The 16,481-nt window shown below is 71.7% G+C and carries 14 protein-coding genes; 7 read left to right on the forward strand and 7 right to left on the reverse strand.

The window, feature by feature from the left end; genetic code table 11:
• The first annotated feature begins 324 nt into the window (after positions 1-324).
• Positions 325-1,653 (forward strand): geranylgeranyl reductase family protein, encoded by a 1,329-nt coding sequence (locus ACFV8T_RS28155; RefSeq protein WP_385332697.1) that lies wholly within the window; start codon positions 325-327, stop codon positions 1,651-1,653.
• 39 nt (positions 1,654-1,692) lie between these two features.
• On the opposite strand, the gene ACFV8T_RS28160 is transcribed toward ACFV8T_RS28155, so the two are convergent.
• A complete protein-coding gene (locus tag ACFV8T_RS28160) occupies positions 1,693-2,490 on the reverse strand; it encodes a LysR family substrate-binding domain-containing protein (RefSeq protein WP_385332700.1) in 798 nt (265 codons plus the stop codon).
• A 58-nt stretch (positions 2,491-2,548) separates the two neighbouring features.
• Between ACFV8T_RS28160 and ACFV8T_RS28165 the strand changes: the two genes are divergently transcribed.
• Complete coding sequence (locus ACFV8T_RS28165) at positions 2,549-2,941, forward strand: DUF5997 family protein (RefSeq protein WP_385332703.1); 393 nt, start codon at positions 2,549-2,551, stop codon at positions 2,939-2,941.
• Between the two features lie 14 nt (positions 2,942-2,955).
• On the opposite strand, the gene ACFV8T_RS28170 is transcribed toward ACFV8T_RS28165, so the two are convergent.
• Positions 2,956-3,468: a nucleoside deaminase gene (locus ACFV8T_RS28170; RefSeq protein ID WP_385332851.1), complete on the reverse strand. Its 513-nt coding sequence runs from the start codon at positions 3,466-3,468 to the stop codon at positions 2,956-2,958.
• Positions 3,469-3,619: 151 nt separating this feature from the next.
• Here ACFV8T_RS28170 and ACFV8T_RS28175 point away from each other — a divergent pair, with 151 nt between their 5' ends.
• Positions 3,620-4,882 carry an MFS transporter gene (locus tag ACFV8T_RS28175; RefSeq protein ID WP_385332706.1) on the forward strand — a complete coding sequence of 421 codons (1,263 nt, stop codon included), beginning with the start codon at positions 3,620-3,622 and terminating at the stop codon, positions 4,880-4,882.
• Complete coding sequence (locus ACFV8T_RS28180; protein ID WP_385332708.1) at positions 4,870-6,057, forward strand: amidohydrolase; 1,188 nt, start codon at positions 4,870-4,872, stop codon at positions 6,055-6,057. The genes ACFV8T_RS28175 and ACFV8T_RS28180 overlap by 13 nt, the downstream gene beginning before the upstream one ends.
• A 117-nt stretch (positions 6,058-6,174) precedes the next feature.
• Here the strand turns inward: ACFV8T_RS28180 and ACFV8T_RS28185 are convergent, their stop codons facing one another.
• On the reverse strand, positions 6,175-7,008 hold the full coding sequence (locus ACFV8T_RS28185) for a hypothetical protein (protein WP_385332711.1): 834 nt from the start codon (positions 7,006-7,008) through the stop codon (positions 6,175-6,177).
• Positions 7,009-7,191: 183 nt separating this feature from the next.
• Between ACFV8T_RS28185 and ACFV8T_RS28190 the strand changes: the two genes are divergently transcribed.
• On the forward strand, positions 7,192-7,482 hold the full coding sequence (locus ACFV8T_RS28190) for a LysR substrate-binding domain-containing protein (RefSeq protein WP_385332713.1): 291 nt from the start codon (positions 7,192-7,194) through the stop codon (positions 7,480-7,482).
• Between the two features lie 31 nt (positions 7,483-7,513).
• Here the strand turns inward: ACFV8T_RS28190 and ACFV8T_RS28195 are convergent, their stop codons facing one another.
• Complete coding sequence (locus tag ACFV8T_RS28195) at positions 7,514-7,669, reverse strand: DUF6131 family protein (RefSeq protein ID WP_385332854.1); 156 nt, start codon at positions 7,667-7,669, stop codon at positions 7,514-7,516.
• Positions 7,670-7,955: 286 nt separating this feature from the next.
• Positions 7,956-8,576: an L-threonylcarbamoyladenylate synthase gene (locus ACFV8T_RS28200; protein ID WP_385332716.1), complete on the reverse strand. Its 621-nt coding sequence runs from the start codon at positions 8,574-8,576 to the stop codon at positions 7,956-7,958.
• A gap of 418 nt (positions 8,577-8,994) precedes the next feature.
• Between ACFV8T_RS28200 and ACFV8T_RS28205 the strand changes: the two genes are divergently transcribed.
• Positions 8,995-11,205 carry a HelD family protein gene (locus ACFV8T_RS28205; RefSeq protein ID WP_385332857.1) on the forward strand — a complete coding sequence of 737 codons (2,211 nt, stop codon included), beginning with the start codon at positions 8,995-8,997 and terminating at the stop codon, positions 11,203-11,205.
• Between the two features lie 116 nt (positions 11,206-11,321).
• Here the strand turns inward: ACFV8T_RS28205 and ACFV8T_RS28210 are convergent, their stop codons facing one another.
• Complete coding sequence (locus ACFV8T_RS28210; protein ID WP_385332718.1) at positions 11,322-11,957, reverse strand: DUF1345 domain-containing protein; 636 nt, start codon at positions 11,955-11,957, stop codon at positions 11,322-11,324.
• A 301-nt stretch (positions 11,958-12,258) separates the two neighbouring features.
• Between ACFV8T_RS28210 and ACFV8T_RS28215 the strand changes: the two genes are divergently transcribed.
• The gene (locus ACFV8T_RS28215) at positions 12,259-14,592 is read left to right on the forward strand and encodes an FdhF/YdeP family oxidoreductase (RefSeq protein ID WP_385332721.1); all 2,334 of its coding nucleotides are present in this window, start codon (positions 12,259-12,261) and stop codon (positions 14,590-14,592) included.
• A gap of 51 nt (positions 14,593-14,643) precedes the next feature.
• Here ACFV8T_RS28215 and ACFV8T_RS28220 read toward each other — a convergent pair whose 3' ends face one another.
• On the reverse strand, positions 14,644-16,389 hold the full coding sequence (locus tag ACFV8T_RS28220) for an FUSC family protein (protein WP_385332723.1): 1,746 nt from the start codon (positions 16,387-16,389) through the stop codon (positions 14,644-14,646).
• Positions 16,390-16,481: the final 92 nt, after the last annotated feature.

A 16,481-nucleotide genomic window follows, 5' to 3' on the forward strand; every position in this document is an offset into this window, starting at 1 on the left:
CCGGGACGGGACGGGGCCTCGGCGTGCGGCGGGGCCGGGTGACACGGCGTCGGCCGGTGCGGCGGCACCGGCATGCCCTCGGGGAAGCCGGGATCGTGTAAGGGTCTTCGACTCGCCGGACGACGCTCCATCAGACTGTCCCTTTCACCCGAGCAGCTGGCCAGCAAAGGTAAATTGTCATGGTTTCAGCTACTTCGCATCTTGGGCTCCCTTCAGGAAGGTGCCGGATTTCCGGACCGGGCTCCGCACCGGCCGTCCTTGATCGATGATGATGCGGATGGCTGCCGTCCCCGGTACGGCACCGGCTCCAGGAAGGGGTTCCCGATGCGGGAAACGACGCCAGACCGGTCTCCGTCGGACGCCCGGTCCGACCACGGCCCGGACGAGGATGCCCAGGTGATCGTGGTGGGGGCGGGGCCCGCGGGATCGGCCGCGGCCTTCCACCTCGCCAGGGCGGGTGTCGATGTCCTGCTGCTGGAGAAGTCCCGCTTCCCCCGGGAGAAGGTGTGCGGGGACGGCCTGACTCCGCGTGCGGTGCACCAACTCATCAGGATGGGCGTCGACATCAAGGCTCCGGGATGGACGCGCTCACGCGGTATGCGGTGGGTGGCCGGGGACCACCAGGTGCACATCGACTGGCCCGCGCTCGGCCGCTACCCGGACTTCGGCCTCTCGCGCAGCCGGCACGATTTCGACGACATCCTCGCCCGGCACGCCGTCGCCGCCGGAGCCCGGCTGCGCAGCGGTGTGAAGGTGACCGAGCCGCTGACCGACCGGGCCGGCCGCATCACCGGTGTCACCGCCACGACCACGGAGAAGGAGCCCCTGACCTTCCACGCACCGATCGTGATCGCCGCCGACGGCGCCTCCGCCCGCCTCGCCCTCGCCATGGGTCTGCAGCGGGACAGGAACAGGCAGATCGCGACGGCCGCCCGCCGCTACTACCGCAGCCCCGAGCGCTCCGCGGAGGAGTATCTGGAGCTGTGGGCCGACCTCCGGTTCCCCGGGAGCGATCACTACCTGCCCGGATACGGCTGGATCTTCCCCATGGGCGACGGCCGCGTCAACGTCGGTCTCGGAGCGCTGCCGCACCGCCGGCACGGAAAGGCGGACCTGCGCGCCACCCTGGACGAGTGGCTGGCCCGTACGCCCGAGGCCTGGGGACTGCGCGACGAGAACGCGGAGGGCCCGATCCGCAGCGCGGCCCTTCCGCTGGGCTTCAACCGCCATCCCCTCTACACCCGCGGGCTCCTGCTCGTCGGTGACTCCGGGGGCATGATCAGTCCCTGGAACGGCGAGGGGATCGGCCAGGCCATGGAGGCCGGCGAGGTCGCCGCCGAGACCGCCACGCTGGCCCTCGCCCTTCCCCGGGGCCCCCGGCGCGAGCAGGTGCTGCACGGCTACCCCGTCGAGATGAACCGCCGCTGGGGGCGCTACTACCGCCTCGGCAACACGGCCGCCGATCTGGTCTTCAGCCGTTCCGGCTTCCAGCCGGTCCTCAACCGTTATGTCATGGGGTCGCCGTTCCTGCTCAACACCCTGGCCCGGCTGCTCACCAACCTCACGGACAAGCCCTCGCACGACCTGGTCGACCATCTGCTCAACGGCGTCGTGCGCCTCGTACCGGAACCGAAGGTGCGGCGCGGGCGCTGAGACGGGTCCGGGCCGGGCGGGGCCCTTCGCGGATACGCCCTACGACCGACGACGGGGTTTGCCGCGTTTGGCGGCCTTGGGGCCGCCGGAGCCGCTCCGCGGGTTCTTCCCGCCCGATCTGCCGGCCGACTTGCCGGTGGATCCGCCGGTCGCCCTGCCCGTCGCGGGCTTGCGCCGCGCACCGTCCGAGTCGGCGCGCTTGCCCTTCGGCTGCGCCTGGGGCCTCGCTCGGCCCCTCGTGCTGTTGACGGTCCTCCCCCGGACGATCCCGATGAACTCCTCCACCAGATCGGTGGTCTCGTCCTCCAGCCAGGACAGCGCGACGCGCGATTCGGGGGCGTCCGACACCGGCCGGTACGTGAGGTCCTTGCGGTGGTGGAGGCGGGCGAGCGACTGCGGTACGACGAGCAGCCCCACCCCCGCCGCCACCAGCTCGACGGCGTCCGCGGTGGTGGCGGGGCGCTCGACGGCGGGCCGCCCCGGGCGCTGCTCCCAGTCGAGGGTGTCGTCGAGGGGGTGCAGCACGATGTCGTCGGCCAGGTCCGCGGCGGAGACCTCGTCGACCGTCGCCATGATGTGGTCCTTCGGCACCACGACCACGGTTGTCTCGGCGTAGAGGGGGATGGCGCTGAGGGCCGTCCGGTCGATCGGCAGGCGCACCAGACCGGCGTCGGCGTCACGGCCCCGCAGCACGTCGGGCGCCTCGGCGGCCGACACCCCCACGAGGGTCAGCGGGATGTCGGGCAGCCGCTCGTTCCAGATCCGCACCCACTTTCCGGGTGTCACCCCCGGGACGTACGCGAGCCGGAACGAAGGGGTTTCTTCCGAGCTTGTCACTCCGCCAGGTTACCGGCCCTGGTCAGAGGTAGCGCACATGCTCGATACCCTTGTCCTCATGACGTCGCACAAGACCGCCCAGACGATGAAGCCCGCGACCGCGGCAAAGAAGCTGGGTGTGTACCTCGAGGCCACCCCCGCCGAGTTCCAGGAGGGTGTCGTCTCGCGCACCGAGCTCAACGCACTGCAGGCCGACCCGCCCGAGTGGCTGCAGGAACTGCGACGCAACGGCCCGCACCCCCGGCCGGTGGTCGCCGCGAAGCTGGGTGTCTCGATCTCGGGCCTCGCCCGTGGCGGAATCACCGAAGCCCTCACGACGGAGCAGATCGACGCGCTGAAGCAGGAAGCCCCCGACTGGCTCCAGCAGGAACGCGCCACCCAGGCGGAGGTCCGGAAGGAAGCGGTGCGCATCAAGGAGAAGAACGCCGCCCGCGACGACCAGCAGGCCTGATCCGGACGAAAGACCTAGCCGTCGGCGGCCACGCCCAGCATCCGGGCATGCAGGGCGCGGACTTCGTCGGCGAGCGACGGGTCGGGGCCTGACACCGGGATGCCCGGAGCGACGACATGGATGGGGAGGGCCGCGACCGGCCCCGCGTCGAAGCCCCAACTCCGGCGCCACGCCACCAGTTGCTCGGCGCTCGACGCGTACACGATGCGGCCCAGGCCGACCCAGGCGTGGGCCGCACTGCACATCGGGCAGTGCTCGCCCGATGTGTAGACGACGCTCGCCCGCCGCTCCTGCGGGGACAGGTTCCCGGCCGCCCAGCGCGCGATCTCGAACTCCGGATGGCGGGTCGCGTCGCCGTCCTTGACCCTGTTGCGGTCGTGGAACCTGACCGTGCCGCGTTCGTCCACGAGGAGCGAGCCGAACGGCTCGTCACCGGCCGCGAGCGCCTCGCGCGCCAGGCCGACGCAACGACGGAGGAACTCGCGGTCCTCCCCCGTGACCGTCTGTGACTCGCCCACCCCGCCCATATCACTCTCTGTGCCCATATCTCCAGGCTAACAGTTCCACTGCATTCGGTATACCATTCGTGCACGGTGGGCTGCCTCGGCGCGGCCCTCCCTCGCATGCCGACCGGCCGCGACAGCCGGTCCGCCGACCGCGACACGGAGGCACGAGCCAGTGAGGAACGCTCCGGCGGACACCACCGCGCGGGAAGCGGTCTGGAACGCACCGGGCATGCCCGCGCTGCTGCTCCTGACGGCCACGGGATTCTCGGGATTCGCGGTACTGCTGCCCACCGCGCCGCTCTGGGCCGTGCACGGCGGCGCCGACGCGGCCGGCGCCGGTTCGGTCAACGCTGTCCTGATGCTCTGCACCGTGCTCGCCCAGACCCTCGTCCCGACGTCCATACGCCGCCTCGGCTGGCGGACCACCCTGGTCTGCGGGATGGTCCTGCTCGGCGCTCCCGCACTCCCGCACCTGCTGACGGCGGACCTCGGCGTGGTGCTCGCCCTCGCCGCGGTGCGCGGACTCGGGTTCGGCGTGCTCACGGTCTGCGGCGCGAGCGCCGTCGCCGAACTCGTCGAGCCGGCCCGGCGCGGGAAGGCGGTCGGGGCATACGGTCTGGCGATCGCGGGGCCTCAGTTCATCCTGGTCTCGACCGCGCCCTGGGCCGCGGAGAACCTCGGCTTCGAGGTCGTGTTCGCGATCGGTGCGCTGCCCCTGCTCGGCGTGCTGCCCGCACTACGGCTCGCCCGCCGGCTGAGCGGGCACCCGGCCGGGGCCGAGGATCCACCGCACCGGGACGGCACGGCGGGCGGACGCGCCGCGTACCTTCCACTGCTCCGGCCGATGCTGCTCCTGCTCGGCGTCACGACGGCCGGGGGCGCCCTGATCACCTTCGCCCCGCAGATGAGCAGCGACCCCACCGCGACCCTGGCCGGATTGCTGCTCCTGACGGGGACGGCGGCCGTCTCCCGCTGGCGGTTCGGGGCACTGGCCGACCGGTACGGCACCCGGCCGTTCCTCTGGCCGCTCGTGATCGTCACGGCCGCGGGGCTCGCCCTGACCGCCTCGGCGGTGACCTCGCCGGAGGCGACGGGCATGGTTCCCCTGCTGGCCGGGACGGCCCTGGTCGGGGTCGGCTACGGCGGACTCCAGAACCTGACCCTGGTGGACGCCTTCGCCGCCGTCGACCGTCGGTCCAGCGGTGTCGCGAGCGCCGTGTGGAACATCGGGTTCGACGCCGGAACGGGAGTGGGCGCCCTCCTCGTCGGCTACCTCGCCACGGCGGCCTCGTTCTCCCTGGCGCTCATGGTCACGGCCGCGCTCTCCCTCGCCACACTGCCGCTCGCCCTCGCACGTCGACGCGGTGCCGGACTCCGCCATCCGACCGACCGACACCAGGGAATTTGGTATACCATTACTTCATGGCTCATGTGATACTGACGAACGTCCGCCCCTGGGGTGCGGCGCCCGTGGACATCGTGATGTCCGGCGCCGAGATCCTCTCCGTGGTGCCCGCCGGAACGGCGGCCGGCGACGGTGACCGCCTCGACGGCGGCGGGCTTCTCGCCCTGCCCGGCTTCATCAACGCGCACGCCCATCTCGACAAGAGCTGGTGGGGGCAGCCATGGGTTTCCTACGGCGGGGAGGCCACGACGCAGGGGCGCATCTCCCACGAACGCGCGGAGCGCGACGAACTCGGCATCCCCAGCCCGTCCTCGACCACCGCCGTGCTGGGCGAGTTCCTCCGGCATGGCACGACGGCGGTACGCAGTCACGTGGATGTCGACCTCGGTGTCGGGCTGCGCGGGATCGAGGTGGTCCGCGAGGCGGTGGCCACGTTCGGCGGCGCGATCGAGGTGGAGATCGTCGCGTTCCCGCAGGACGGCGTGATACGCCGCCCCGGTGTGCTGGAACTCCTCGATCAGGCGGCCGCGGCGGGCGCGACCGCCATCGGCGGCCTCGACCCGGCTTCGATCGACCGCGACCCCGTGGCGCAGCTCGACGGCCTCTTCGGCATCGCGGAGCGGCGGGGTGTCGGGCTCGACATCCATCTGCACGACGGCGGGGATCTCGGCGCCTTCCAGATCGAGCTCATCATCGATCGCACCCTGCGCACGGGCCTGCACGGCAAGGTGACGGTCTCGCACGGCTTCGCCCTGGGCGAGCTGCCGGCGAACCGGCAGCAGAGCCTGCTCGAAGCCTGCGAGCAAGCCGGTATCTCCTGGGCGACCGTGGCCCCCGTCCGCACCGCGCCGCTGCCGTGGCGCGGGATGCGGGACCGCGGTGTCCCGATCGGTCTGGGCACCGACGGGATCCGGGACCTGTGGTCGCCGTACGGTGACGGCGACCTCCTGCGCGTCGCGCTCGGCTTCGCCCGGCTCCACGGTCTGCGCACCGACGAGGAACTCGCCTACGCGGTGGAGCTGGCCTCCACGCGCGCGGCGGGCTTCGTGCACCGCGACGCCCACGACATCGTCGCGGGGGCGCGGGCGGACGTCGTGCTGCTGGACGCCGAGAACGTCCAGGACGCTCTCGTCCGCACGCCGCGCCGGCAGCTGGTGATCGCCGGCGGGCGAGTGGTGGTGCGGGACGGCGAGCTCCGGATCTGATCCCGGTCGGTGACGACGGGTACAGCCGCGGCGGAGAGGTTCCGCCGCGGCCGTGCTCCTGGTCCGGGCCCACGTCGCCCTGGACCGGGTCCACATCCCATGGCCGGTACCCCCGCGCTACGGGACGTGCACGCCGCTGTACCTGAGCAGTTGGGGCACCCGGGCCGCGAGCATCAGCAGAACCACGACCAGCAGGAGCACGCTGAGGAACGCGGTGGTACCGACCCCCAGCAGCCGGGCCGCCGCGCCGAGCGCCAGCGAGGCGAAGGGCATCACGCCGATGGCGAGTTCCTGGAGGCCGAGGGCGCGCCCCCGCACCTCCGGCGCGGTCGTCATCAGCACCAAGGTGGTCTGCAGCACGCCGAACGAAGCGCTCATCAACCCGGTGCACGCCATCAGGGCGAACGAGAGCGGCACCGTCCGGGACAGCGCGAACAGTGACCACAGGACACCCCACGCCGCCGTGCCGAGCACGAACAGCCCGCCCTTGAACCTGAAGTCGCCGAGCATGGCGAGGACGAGCGAACCGGCGAGGCCGCCCAGGCCCCCGCAGGTCAGGAGCCATTCGACGTCGTCGCCGGTGAGGACGCAGGGCCCGGTCTCCACCACACGCGGGGCGACGGGTTCCGCGTGCATGGCCGCGATGAGCTTCTCCACCGGATCACGCGGTGCGGTGTCGGCGGGCAGACCGAAGTGGGCCGCGAGCCGGCCGTAGGTGTTCCCGCCTGCGCCGCTCAGGCCGGCGGACGCGCCGAGGATGCGGAATCCCGCCTCGGTGCCGGTCAGGTTGCTGAACAGCGGTGCGGGGCTCTTCGTCTCGTAGACGCGCCGGGTGATGGCCCCGGCCTCCAGCACGGGACCGACCGGTTCGCGGATGTCGACCGCGTCGCCCGTGGCCAGCAGATTCTCGACGAAGTCACGGAAGTCGAGCGCGCTGCCTCGTTGGGTCATCTGGCGCCGTTCTCCCCCGAGGAACGGGAGCAGTTCCTCGGCCTGTTGCGGCGGGCGGCGCAGCGGAGGGAGCGCTAGCTCCGCCTGCACGGCGGCGCAGCGACGGGAGCGGTGACTCCGCCTCCGTGGCAGCCGGTGCCGCCGGACGCCGGTGCCGCTGCCGGGCGGCGCGCTCAGGAGACCGTGAGCGCTCCGGTGTCCCGGGCCGGCCTGGCCTTCGCGGCGGTGTCCGAGACCGGCTCCTCGCCCTTCGCCCAGGCCCTCGCCGCGGCGGGCCGCGGAATCTGCCTGGTCACCGACGACGCCCGCTTCGGCCTGTCCGAACTGATCGTGCGCACACCGGACGGCCCGCTCACGGTCCCCCTGTACGCGGGGTGGGACGCCTCCCACTACGCCCGCTCCGCCATCCACGCCCTGGTCGACAAACTGCGCACCTACTGCGACGTCCGCATGCGGCGGTTCCCGGGGCTGTGACCCGCTACCCCGGACAGCCAGTGCGACGGCGCTACCAGTAGTGGCGCCGGCCGCCCACCGCGTGCCCCACGGCGCCCAGGATCCACAGGACGGCACCGATCACGACGAGCGCGACGCCGATGGTCCACAGGATCGAGATTCCGGCCACCAGCCCGATGACCAGCAGAATGACACCGAGGACGATCATGGCGTCCTCCAATCGTGCGGCTCCTCCCAGTATGCGCCCGGCCGCACACCGGAGGAATCCGGCAGGATCACACGCCCGGCGACGCGATCACACCCCCGGCAGCCGGCGCGCGGAGCAGCACAGGTAGCGGGCCCAGGTCACCACCAGGCACAGGCCGTAACCCGAGGAACGCCACATACGCCGCCTGCCCGTTGTGTGTCTGCAGGAAGGACTGCCGTGGCGCGCCCGGTGCTGAAGCGCTTCGACGAGGCGTCCGGGAAGACGGCGCGGCAACTGCCCGGCGCGGCTACTCGAACCGCGTGATGTCACCGGCTCCCCGGCGGACGATCTCGGGTTCGCCGCCGGAGAAGTCGATGACCGTGGTCGGCTCGGTGCCGCAGTCGCCCGAGTCGACGACGGCGTCCACCACGTGGTCGAGCCGTTCCTTGATCTCCCAGCCCTGTGTCAGCGGCTCGTCCTCGTCGGGCAGGAGCAGGGTGCTGGAGAGCAGCGGTTCCCCGAGTTCGGCGAGCAGCGCCTGAGCGACCACGTGGTCGGGGATCCGGACTCCGACCGTCTTCTTCTTCGGGTGCAGCAGTTGGCGCGGCACCTCTTTGGTCGCGGGGAGGATGAAGGTGTAACTGCCGGGCGTCGCCGCCTTGATCGCCCGGAACACGTCGTTGTCGACGTGCACGAACTGCCCGAGCTGGGCAAAGTTCTGGCACACGAGCGTGAAGTGGTGACGGTCGTCGAGGTGCCGGATCGACCGGATCCGGCCGATGCCGTCACGGCTGCCCAGCCGGCACCCCAGTGCGTAGCAGGAGTCCGTCGGGTACGCGACGAGCGCGCCGGATCGGATGCTGTCGGCCACGCTGCTGATGGTGCGCCGCTGAGGATTCTCGGGGTGCACGTCGAAGTACTTCGCCATTCGCGGAGTCTACGGGCTGCCCGTGGACCGGACCGCTCATCGGCGGGCGTGTGACCGCATCGCCCGTCCGCGCGCCGCCGGTGTGGCGGTCGGCGAGGGCTGCGGCCGGGGCGACGACAGCGGGCACCGTGCGATCCGAGCCGACTGAAACCAGAACCACACGAACCGAAACCAGGACCACAGGAACCGAAACCGGAAACAACGCCGGGGTGAGAACCCTTGCGGGCGTGAGCCGCCCGGAATACGGGGCCGGCGGTACCGGCAGCAGAGAAGAATCCCCGGCCCGCAATTGCGGGCCGGGGATTCTCCCGGGTATATTGAGTGGTTCTGTGTTCACACAGAAAAAACCCACCACAGGGCCACTAATGAACACCGTATCCGGCAGGGAGCCATTTTGTCAAATCGGGAAAGCGCCGAATTGCAGAAGGAGCAGGAATTCGTCGACCGGCTCTACGACCGTGTCGACGTCCTGCGCGGAGTCGCCGCGCAGGACGTCGAGAACGCGCTGACGCCGGTCGGTACGGGCCTGCAGGCCCGTCTCGAACGCGATGTGCTCGTCGCCGAACGCTCGGGTCTGCTGGCTGCCCTGAACGCGGTGGACGGCTCCTTGTGTTTCGGCCGCATCGATCTCTCCGAGGGCACCGCGCACCACATCGGCCGTATCGGAATCCGCGAGGACGACACCGAGCACACGCCTCTGCTGATCGACTGGCGTGCGCCGGTCGCCCGCCCCTTCTACCTCGCCACCGGTCACACGCCCATGGGTCTGCGCCGGCGCAGACACATCACCACCGAGGGCCGCGCCGTCACCGAGCTGCACGACGAGATCCTCGACCTCCGGGACCGGGAGCGCACCGGCTTCGAGGACCCGAGCGGCGACGCCGTACTGCTCGCCGCCCTGAACTCCGCCCGCACCGGCCGCATGGGCGACATCGTGCGGACCGTCCAGGCGGAACAGGACCGCATCATCCGCGCCCCGCACCGCGGGGTCCTCGTCGTCGAGGGCGGCCCCGGGACCGGCAAGACAGCGGTGGCGCTGCACCGGGCGGCCTTCCTCCTGTACGAGCACCGTGAACTGCTCGCCAGGCGCGCCGTCCTGATCGTGGGCCCCAACCCCGCCTTCCTGCACTACATCGGCGAGGTACTGCCCGCGCTCGGCGAGACCGGTGTCCTGCTCGCCACGCAGGCCGAACTCTTCCCCGGGGTCCACGCCGACGGCACCGACACGCCCCGCGCCGCCGCCGTCAAGGGCGGTGCGCGGATGGCGGAGGCGCTCGCCCTCGCCGTCCGCGACCGGCAGCGGCTGCCCGAACCCGGCGCGCCCCTGGTCGTCCCGCACGACGACGGGGACCTCGTGCTCGACCGAGAGATCGCCCACAAGGCCCGGGAGGCGGCCCGCGGCACCCGCCTGCCGCACAATCTCGCCCGTCCGTACTTCGCCTTCCGGATCATCGACGCCCTCACCGCGCAGCTCACCGAGCGGCTCGGCGCAGACCCGTACGGCGGTCCCAACCTGCTCGGCCCCGACGACATCGCCCAGCTCGGCAAGAGCGTCGCGGCCGAGCAGGAGGTGCACGCCGCCATCGAGGAGCTGTGGCCGGTCCTCACCCCGGAGGGGTTCCTCACCGAGTATCTGGCCGACCCCGTGCACATGACGGACGAGGAAGCCGAAGCCATCCGGCGCGCGCCCGGCGACGGGACGTGGACCCCCGCCGATGTTCCCCTGCTCGACGAGGCGGCGGAACTCCTCGGGGTCGACGACAGTGCCGAGCGGGCGGCGGCCGAGGCCGAGCGCCAGGAGCGGATCGCGTACGCGCAGGGCGTGCTGGAGCTTTCGAGGGGCTCGCAGACGTACGAGTTCGAGGACGAGGAGTCCGAGGTCCTCGCCGCCCACGACATCGTCGATGCCGAACGGATGGCGGAGCGGCAGGAGGAGGCCGATCACCGCAGTGCGGCCGAGCGCGCCGCCGCGGACCGGTGCTGGACGTTCGGGCACATCATCGTCGACGAGGCGCAGGAGTTGTCGCCGATGGCGTGGCGGCTGCTGATGCGCCGTTCGCCGACCCGCTCGATGACCCTGGTCGGAGACCCGGCGCAGACCTCCGAGGAGGCCGGTGTCGGCTCGTGGGAGAAGATCCTGGAGCCGTACGTCGGTGACCGCTTCGAGCACGTCCGGCTCCAGGTCAACTACCGCACGCCCGCGGAGATCATGGAGCTGGCCGCCCGGGTCGTACGGGCCGAGGACCCTTCCTTCGAGCCGCCCGGTTCGGTGCGGTCCACCGGCGAGGTGCCGTGGACGCGGGACGCCGGGGAGGACCTGGCGGGTGCGGTGGCGCAGGCGGTCGCGGAGCTGATGCCCGGGGAGGGACGCCTCGCGGTGATCGCGCCGCGGGCGCTCCACGAGGAGATCGCGGCTCCGCTGGACGGAGTCACGGCCGGTGCCGAGCCGGATCTGACCCGGCCGGTGGTGCTGCTCGGCCCGCGGCAGGCCAAGGGGCTCGAATTCGACCATGTGCTGGTCGTGGAGCCCGCCGGGTTCGGCGCCAGTGACCTGTACGTGGCTCTGACCCGTGCCACGCAGCGCCTGGGCATCGTCCACCGGGAGGAGTTGCCGGAGACGCTGCGCTGACGGTGTCCGGGCGCGGCACCCCGGACGGCCCCGGCCGTGGGTGCCGCCGCCCGTCACCCGCGCGTCGGCCCGGGGCCGGTGCCTTGCCGGCGTGACCGTACGGGGCAGCTGCCATATCAGCTGGTGACGATTCCGACGACGAGGTTGATCGTGGTGGCCAGGATGCTGGCGCCGAACACGTAGGACAGCAGGCAGTGCCGGAGGACGACCGCGCGGATCGTGGAACTGGAGACGCCGGTGTCGGAGACCTGGTAGGTCATCCCGAGGTTGTAACTGAAGTAGAGGAAGTCGACGTACCTCGGCCGGTCCGGGGAATTGAAGTCGATCCCGCCCTCGGCCGGCAGGTAGTAGAGGTACGCGTAGCGGGTGGCGTACATCAGGTGGAGCGACGCCCAGGCCATGAACACGCCGCAGAGCGCCGTCGCGGCGGCGGCATGGCTCAGGTCCGAATGGCCGGCCAGGAGCATCACCACGATGCCGACGAGTCCGCACAGGGAGGCCGCGACGACGACGAGTTCTTCGACGACGGGCCGGAACTGCTCGCGCCGGACGTTGCGATGGGTGGTCGCCGCGTCCATGGGCCACAGCACGATCCACCCCGTCAGCACGAAGAGCGTCTCCGCAGCGGCGATTCCGGCGAGAATTCCCAACGGCCCGTTGGCCGGCACGGCGACGACCACGCCGACCACCATGCCGGCGATCACCGCTCCGACGAGTCGGGGCACGGCGGAGAGCGTCGGCCAACGGTTCATGGACGTCAAGGGTGACCACCTCGATGGCTCGGTGGATCACCGTGCCCCGGCCGGGATGCCGCCCATGAGACACCGGGCGGACAAAAAGTACGCCCCACGCTATCCGCGCCCGCCCCGGGATGCAGCCCGGTGCGGGCGGCGGGCGCGCCCCGCGCGGGGCTCCCCGGGGGGCCGTGCTCCGCGTACCGCACCGGTGGAAGCCGGGTGGCGCGGGTGGATCCGCATGCATAGCCTGCCCAAAAGGATCATTTCTCACCTCGGGATCGTTTTCACCTCGGGATCGTTTTCACCTCGCGCCCCGATGGCGGAAGGGTTGAAGTCCTTGAGCACCGACCATGACGAGCAGCAGCCCCTGGAACCCGCGGTCGGTCCCGGCCCCGAGGGCGATCCGGAGTACCGTCCCTACCATCACCCCGCCGCGGGCTGGGGCGCGGCGAAGAGTGTGAGCCGTTTCCTGGTGCGCGAGGGCGCTCTGGTCGACGGTCCGCGGGCCATCATGCGGATGAACCACGAGAACAGCGGGTTCGACTGCCCCGGATGCGCGTGGCCGGACGACACCAAGGGCCTGCACCTGGACATCTGCGAGAACGGGATCAAGCACGTCACCTGGGAGATGACCCGCAAGCGGGTCGGGCGCGAGTTCTTCGCCGCCCACTCGGTGACCGAGCTGTCCGGGTGGAGCGACTACGACCTGGAGAACCAGGGCCGGCTGACCGAACCGATGGTCTACGACCCCGAGTCGGACCACTATGTCCCGATCAGCTGGAAGGACGCGTTCGAGGTGGTCGGCCGCGCTCTGCGCGAGCTCGACGACCCCGATCAGGCGTCGTTCTACACCTCCGGCCGGCTCGGCAACGAGGCCACCTTCCTCTACCAGTTGATGGCCCGCGAACTGGGCACGAACAACCTGCCGGACTGCTCCAACATGTGTCACGAGGCCAGCGGTCGCGCCCTCCAGGCATCCCTGGGCACCGACAAGGGGACCGTCGACCTCAAGGACTGGGAGTCCGCCGACGCGCTGTTCATCCTGGGGGTCAACGCCGCTTCCAACGCGCCCCGGATGCTCACCGCGCTCGCCGAGGCGTACCACCGCGGCGCCCAGATCGTGCACATCAACCCGCTCGTCGAGGCAGCGGCCACCCGCACCATCGTCCCCCACGACTTCATGGACATGGCCCTGTTCAAGACGACCCGGACCAGCACCCTCAACCTGCAACCGCGCATCGGCGGCGACATGGCACTGCTGCGCGGCATGGCCAAGGCGATCCTGGAGCAGTCCGAATCCGATCCCAGGGCGCTGGACCGGGAGTTCATCGACCGCCATACCGCGGGCTTCGAGGAGTACCGCGCGCTGTGCGAGGCCACGGCGTGGGAGGAGATCGAGACCCAGTCCGGGCTGAGCCGCGCCGACATTCTCAAGGCGGCGCGTGTGTACGGCGAAGCCGACCGCTCCATCGTCAGCTGGTGCCTGGGGCTCACCCAGCACGAACACGGCGTCGACACCGTACGGGAGATCGTCAACCTGCTTCTGCTCCGCGGCAATCTGGGCCGGGAAGGGGCGGGCCCCTCCCCCGTGCGGGGACACAGCAACGTCCAGGGCAACCGCACCTGCGGCATCGATCACCGCCCCGGCGACGCGTTCCTGGACCGCCTCGCCGAGGTCTGCGAGATCCAGCCGCCCCGCGAGCACGGCCTGGACACCGTCAGCACGATCAGGGCGATGCAACGCGGCGACGTGAAGGTGTTCGTCGGCATGGGCGGCAACTTCGCCCTCGCGGCGCCCGACACCCCGGCCACCTACGCGGCGCTGCGCAGCTGTGAACTCACCGTCCAGGTGAGCACCAAGCTCAACCGGAGCCATCTCGTCCACGGCCGCCGGGCCCTCATCCTGCCGTGCCTCGGCCGTACCGAGAAGGACCATCAGCGCAAGGGCGTCCAGAGCACCTCCGTCGAGGACTCGATGAGCATGGTCCATCTGTCCGTCGGCATGAAGCGCCCCGCCTCCTCGCACCTGCTGTCCGAGCCGGCCATCGTCGCCGGCATGGCCCGCGCCGCCCTGCCCGACAGCAACACGCCCTGGCAGTGGTACATCGAGGACTACGACCGGATCCGCGACACCATGGCCCGGGTCCTCGACGGTTTCGAGGACTTCAACCGCCGGGTGCGGCTGCCGCTGGGCTTCCGCATCAAGCAGCCCGCCCGTGAACTGGTCTTTCTCACCCCGTCGGGGCGCGCCGAGTTCTCCACCGCCGTGCTGCCCGACGTCGTCCCCGCCCCCGGCACCCTGGCGCTGGGCACCATGCGGTCCCACGACCAGTGGAACACCACCATCTACTCCGACAACGACCGCTACCGCGGCATCAAGAACCTGCGCGCCCTCGTCTTCATGAACCGGGCCGACATGCGTGAACGCGGTATCGCCGACCTCGGCCCCGTCGACATCACGAGCACCGCCAAGGACGGCAGCCGACGGTCCCTCAACGGCTATCTCGCGATCCCCTACGACATCCCCCGCGGCTGTGCGGCCGGGTACATGCCGGAGATGAACGTGCTCTGCGCGCTCGGCGACTACAGCACCCAGAGCGACCAGCCGATCATGAAGCACGTAAAGGTCACCATCGACCCCGCGGCCTGAGCGGCGTCCGGACGGGCGGCGCCGCGCACGGCGGCACGATCGCGGTCACCGTCACCGGGCGAACCGCTCCAGGAGAAGGTGGGCCCGCTGCTCCGCGGCGGCGAGTTCGGCGGGATCGATCTCCGCGGGCCAGAGCTCGCCCGCCGCGGCGTCGTCGGCCTCACGCAACTCCACCACGGCTGCCGCCAGATGCGTCTGGACGACGGGGAACGACGGCTCCGGACCGTGGTCCAACGCGTGCTCCGCGTGCTCGGCCGCCTCCGTGCACGCGGCCAGCGCGCGTTCCGCCCGGACCGCCGCGCGGTCATGCACCACCACGAGCGCACAGCCCAGCGCGATGACGATCCCGACGACACTGCCCAGCGCCCGGTCCAGGACGAGGGCCCCGGCGGGCGAGGGAGCGGCCAGGTCGGTCAGCAGCAGCGCCAGCGGGGTGAGGAAGACGACGCCGAGGCCGTAGTTGCGGGCCACGACGTACTCCAGCAGGAACTCCAGCAACACGATCACGAGGACGAGCACCAGGGGATCGGGGTGTACGGCCAGCACGCCGAGAGCCGGCACCAGTCCGGCCACCGTGCCCAGAGTGCGCTGCACCGCCCGCTGGGCCGCCGTACGGACGTTGACGGAGTGCAGCACCGCGGCGGCGGAGATCGCCGCCCAGTATCCGTGGCCGAGGCCCAGCAGGAGGGCCGTCCATCCTGCCAGCGCGGTGCCGAGGGTCATCCGCAGGGCGGGAACGAGCAGCACCGACGGGTGGCCGCGGCTGCCGTGGAGCCGCCCCGTCACCAGCTCCGCGGCGCGCACCTCGGCGGCGCGCCGGGTGGCCGGACCGGTCCGGTCCGGCTCGGGGCCGGCCCCGGGGACCACGCCGCTCCGGGCGGCCACGGACGGGGGCGACAGTTCGGGCAGCAGCCGCGGGTCCCGGAGGCGGCGGCTCACCAGCAGACGGGCCTGGCGGCGCAGGTGCCGCGCCCGGCCGGCGGGAGCGTCCGGTGGCCGGCGGGCGGAACCGATGAGCAGCGACCAGGCAAGGTCGGTCAGGTACACGCATGTGCCGCCCCGGTCGCCCGGCTCGGCGGCTGTCGGTGGCAGCACGCCGAGGGTCCGGTACGCCTGCAGAACGGCGGCGGTCGCCCGGTGCCTGGCAGGACCGCGTCCGTTCCCCGCGCCGGCTGCCTCCAGCAGTTCCGCGACCTCGCGGAGCGCCGCGGCGACGGCGAGACGCTGCGGACGGTCCGGGTGCACGAACCAGCCCGACACGGCCAGTACCCAGGCGACGGCCGCGCCCGATGCGGCCAGGGCGGTCCGGGGAAGGAGGTCGGCGGGGGCCGGTGAACCGTTGGCCGCCACGGCGAAGGAGAAGAGCAGCAGCACGGCGCCGAGCCCGCTCAGGCGTGCCGCGTCGCAGGCGAGCTTCGCGGCACCGGCCACCACGGCCATCGCCGCGACCACCACGGCGGCGCCCGCCCCGCCGTCCCGCGGATGGGCCCACGCGGCAAGCGCCGAACCGCAGCCCACACCCGCGGACATGGCCACCGCGACCAGCGCGAGGACGCGGGCCCGACGTGCGTAGGGCAGGTTGCGGCCGAACGTGGTGGTGAAGGATCCGAGCATGGCGTACACGGCCTGATCGGCCCGCCCGGCCAGTGCCATCGGCAGTGCCGGCAGCGCCATGGCCAGCGCGGCACGCAGGGCGAAGGAGAAGGCACCGTCCACGCTGTGCAGGGCGAGCGCGCCACACGGGGAGAGCGCACGCCCCAGATGGGCCGCCGAACGCCGCCAACCGCTCCCGGTCACCACGGGGAGTGGACTGCGAATCGAGGCATATACGGTGTATACCACCCGTTTCCGCTCCGAGGTGGGCCGTCGATCCGGGCTTCCGCTCGGAC

It is taken from the genome of Streptomyces sp. NPDC059832, from assembly GCF_042731715.1.
In the GTDB taxonomy this organism is placed as follows: domain Bacteria; phylum Actinomycetota; class Actinomycetes; order Streptomycetales; family Streptomycetaceae; genus Streptomyces.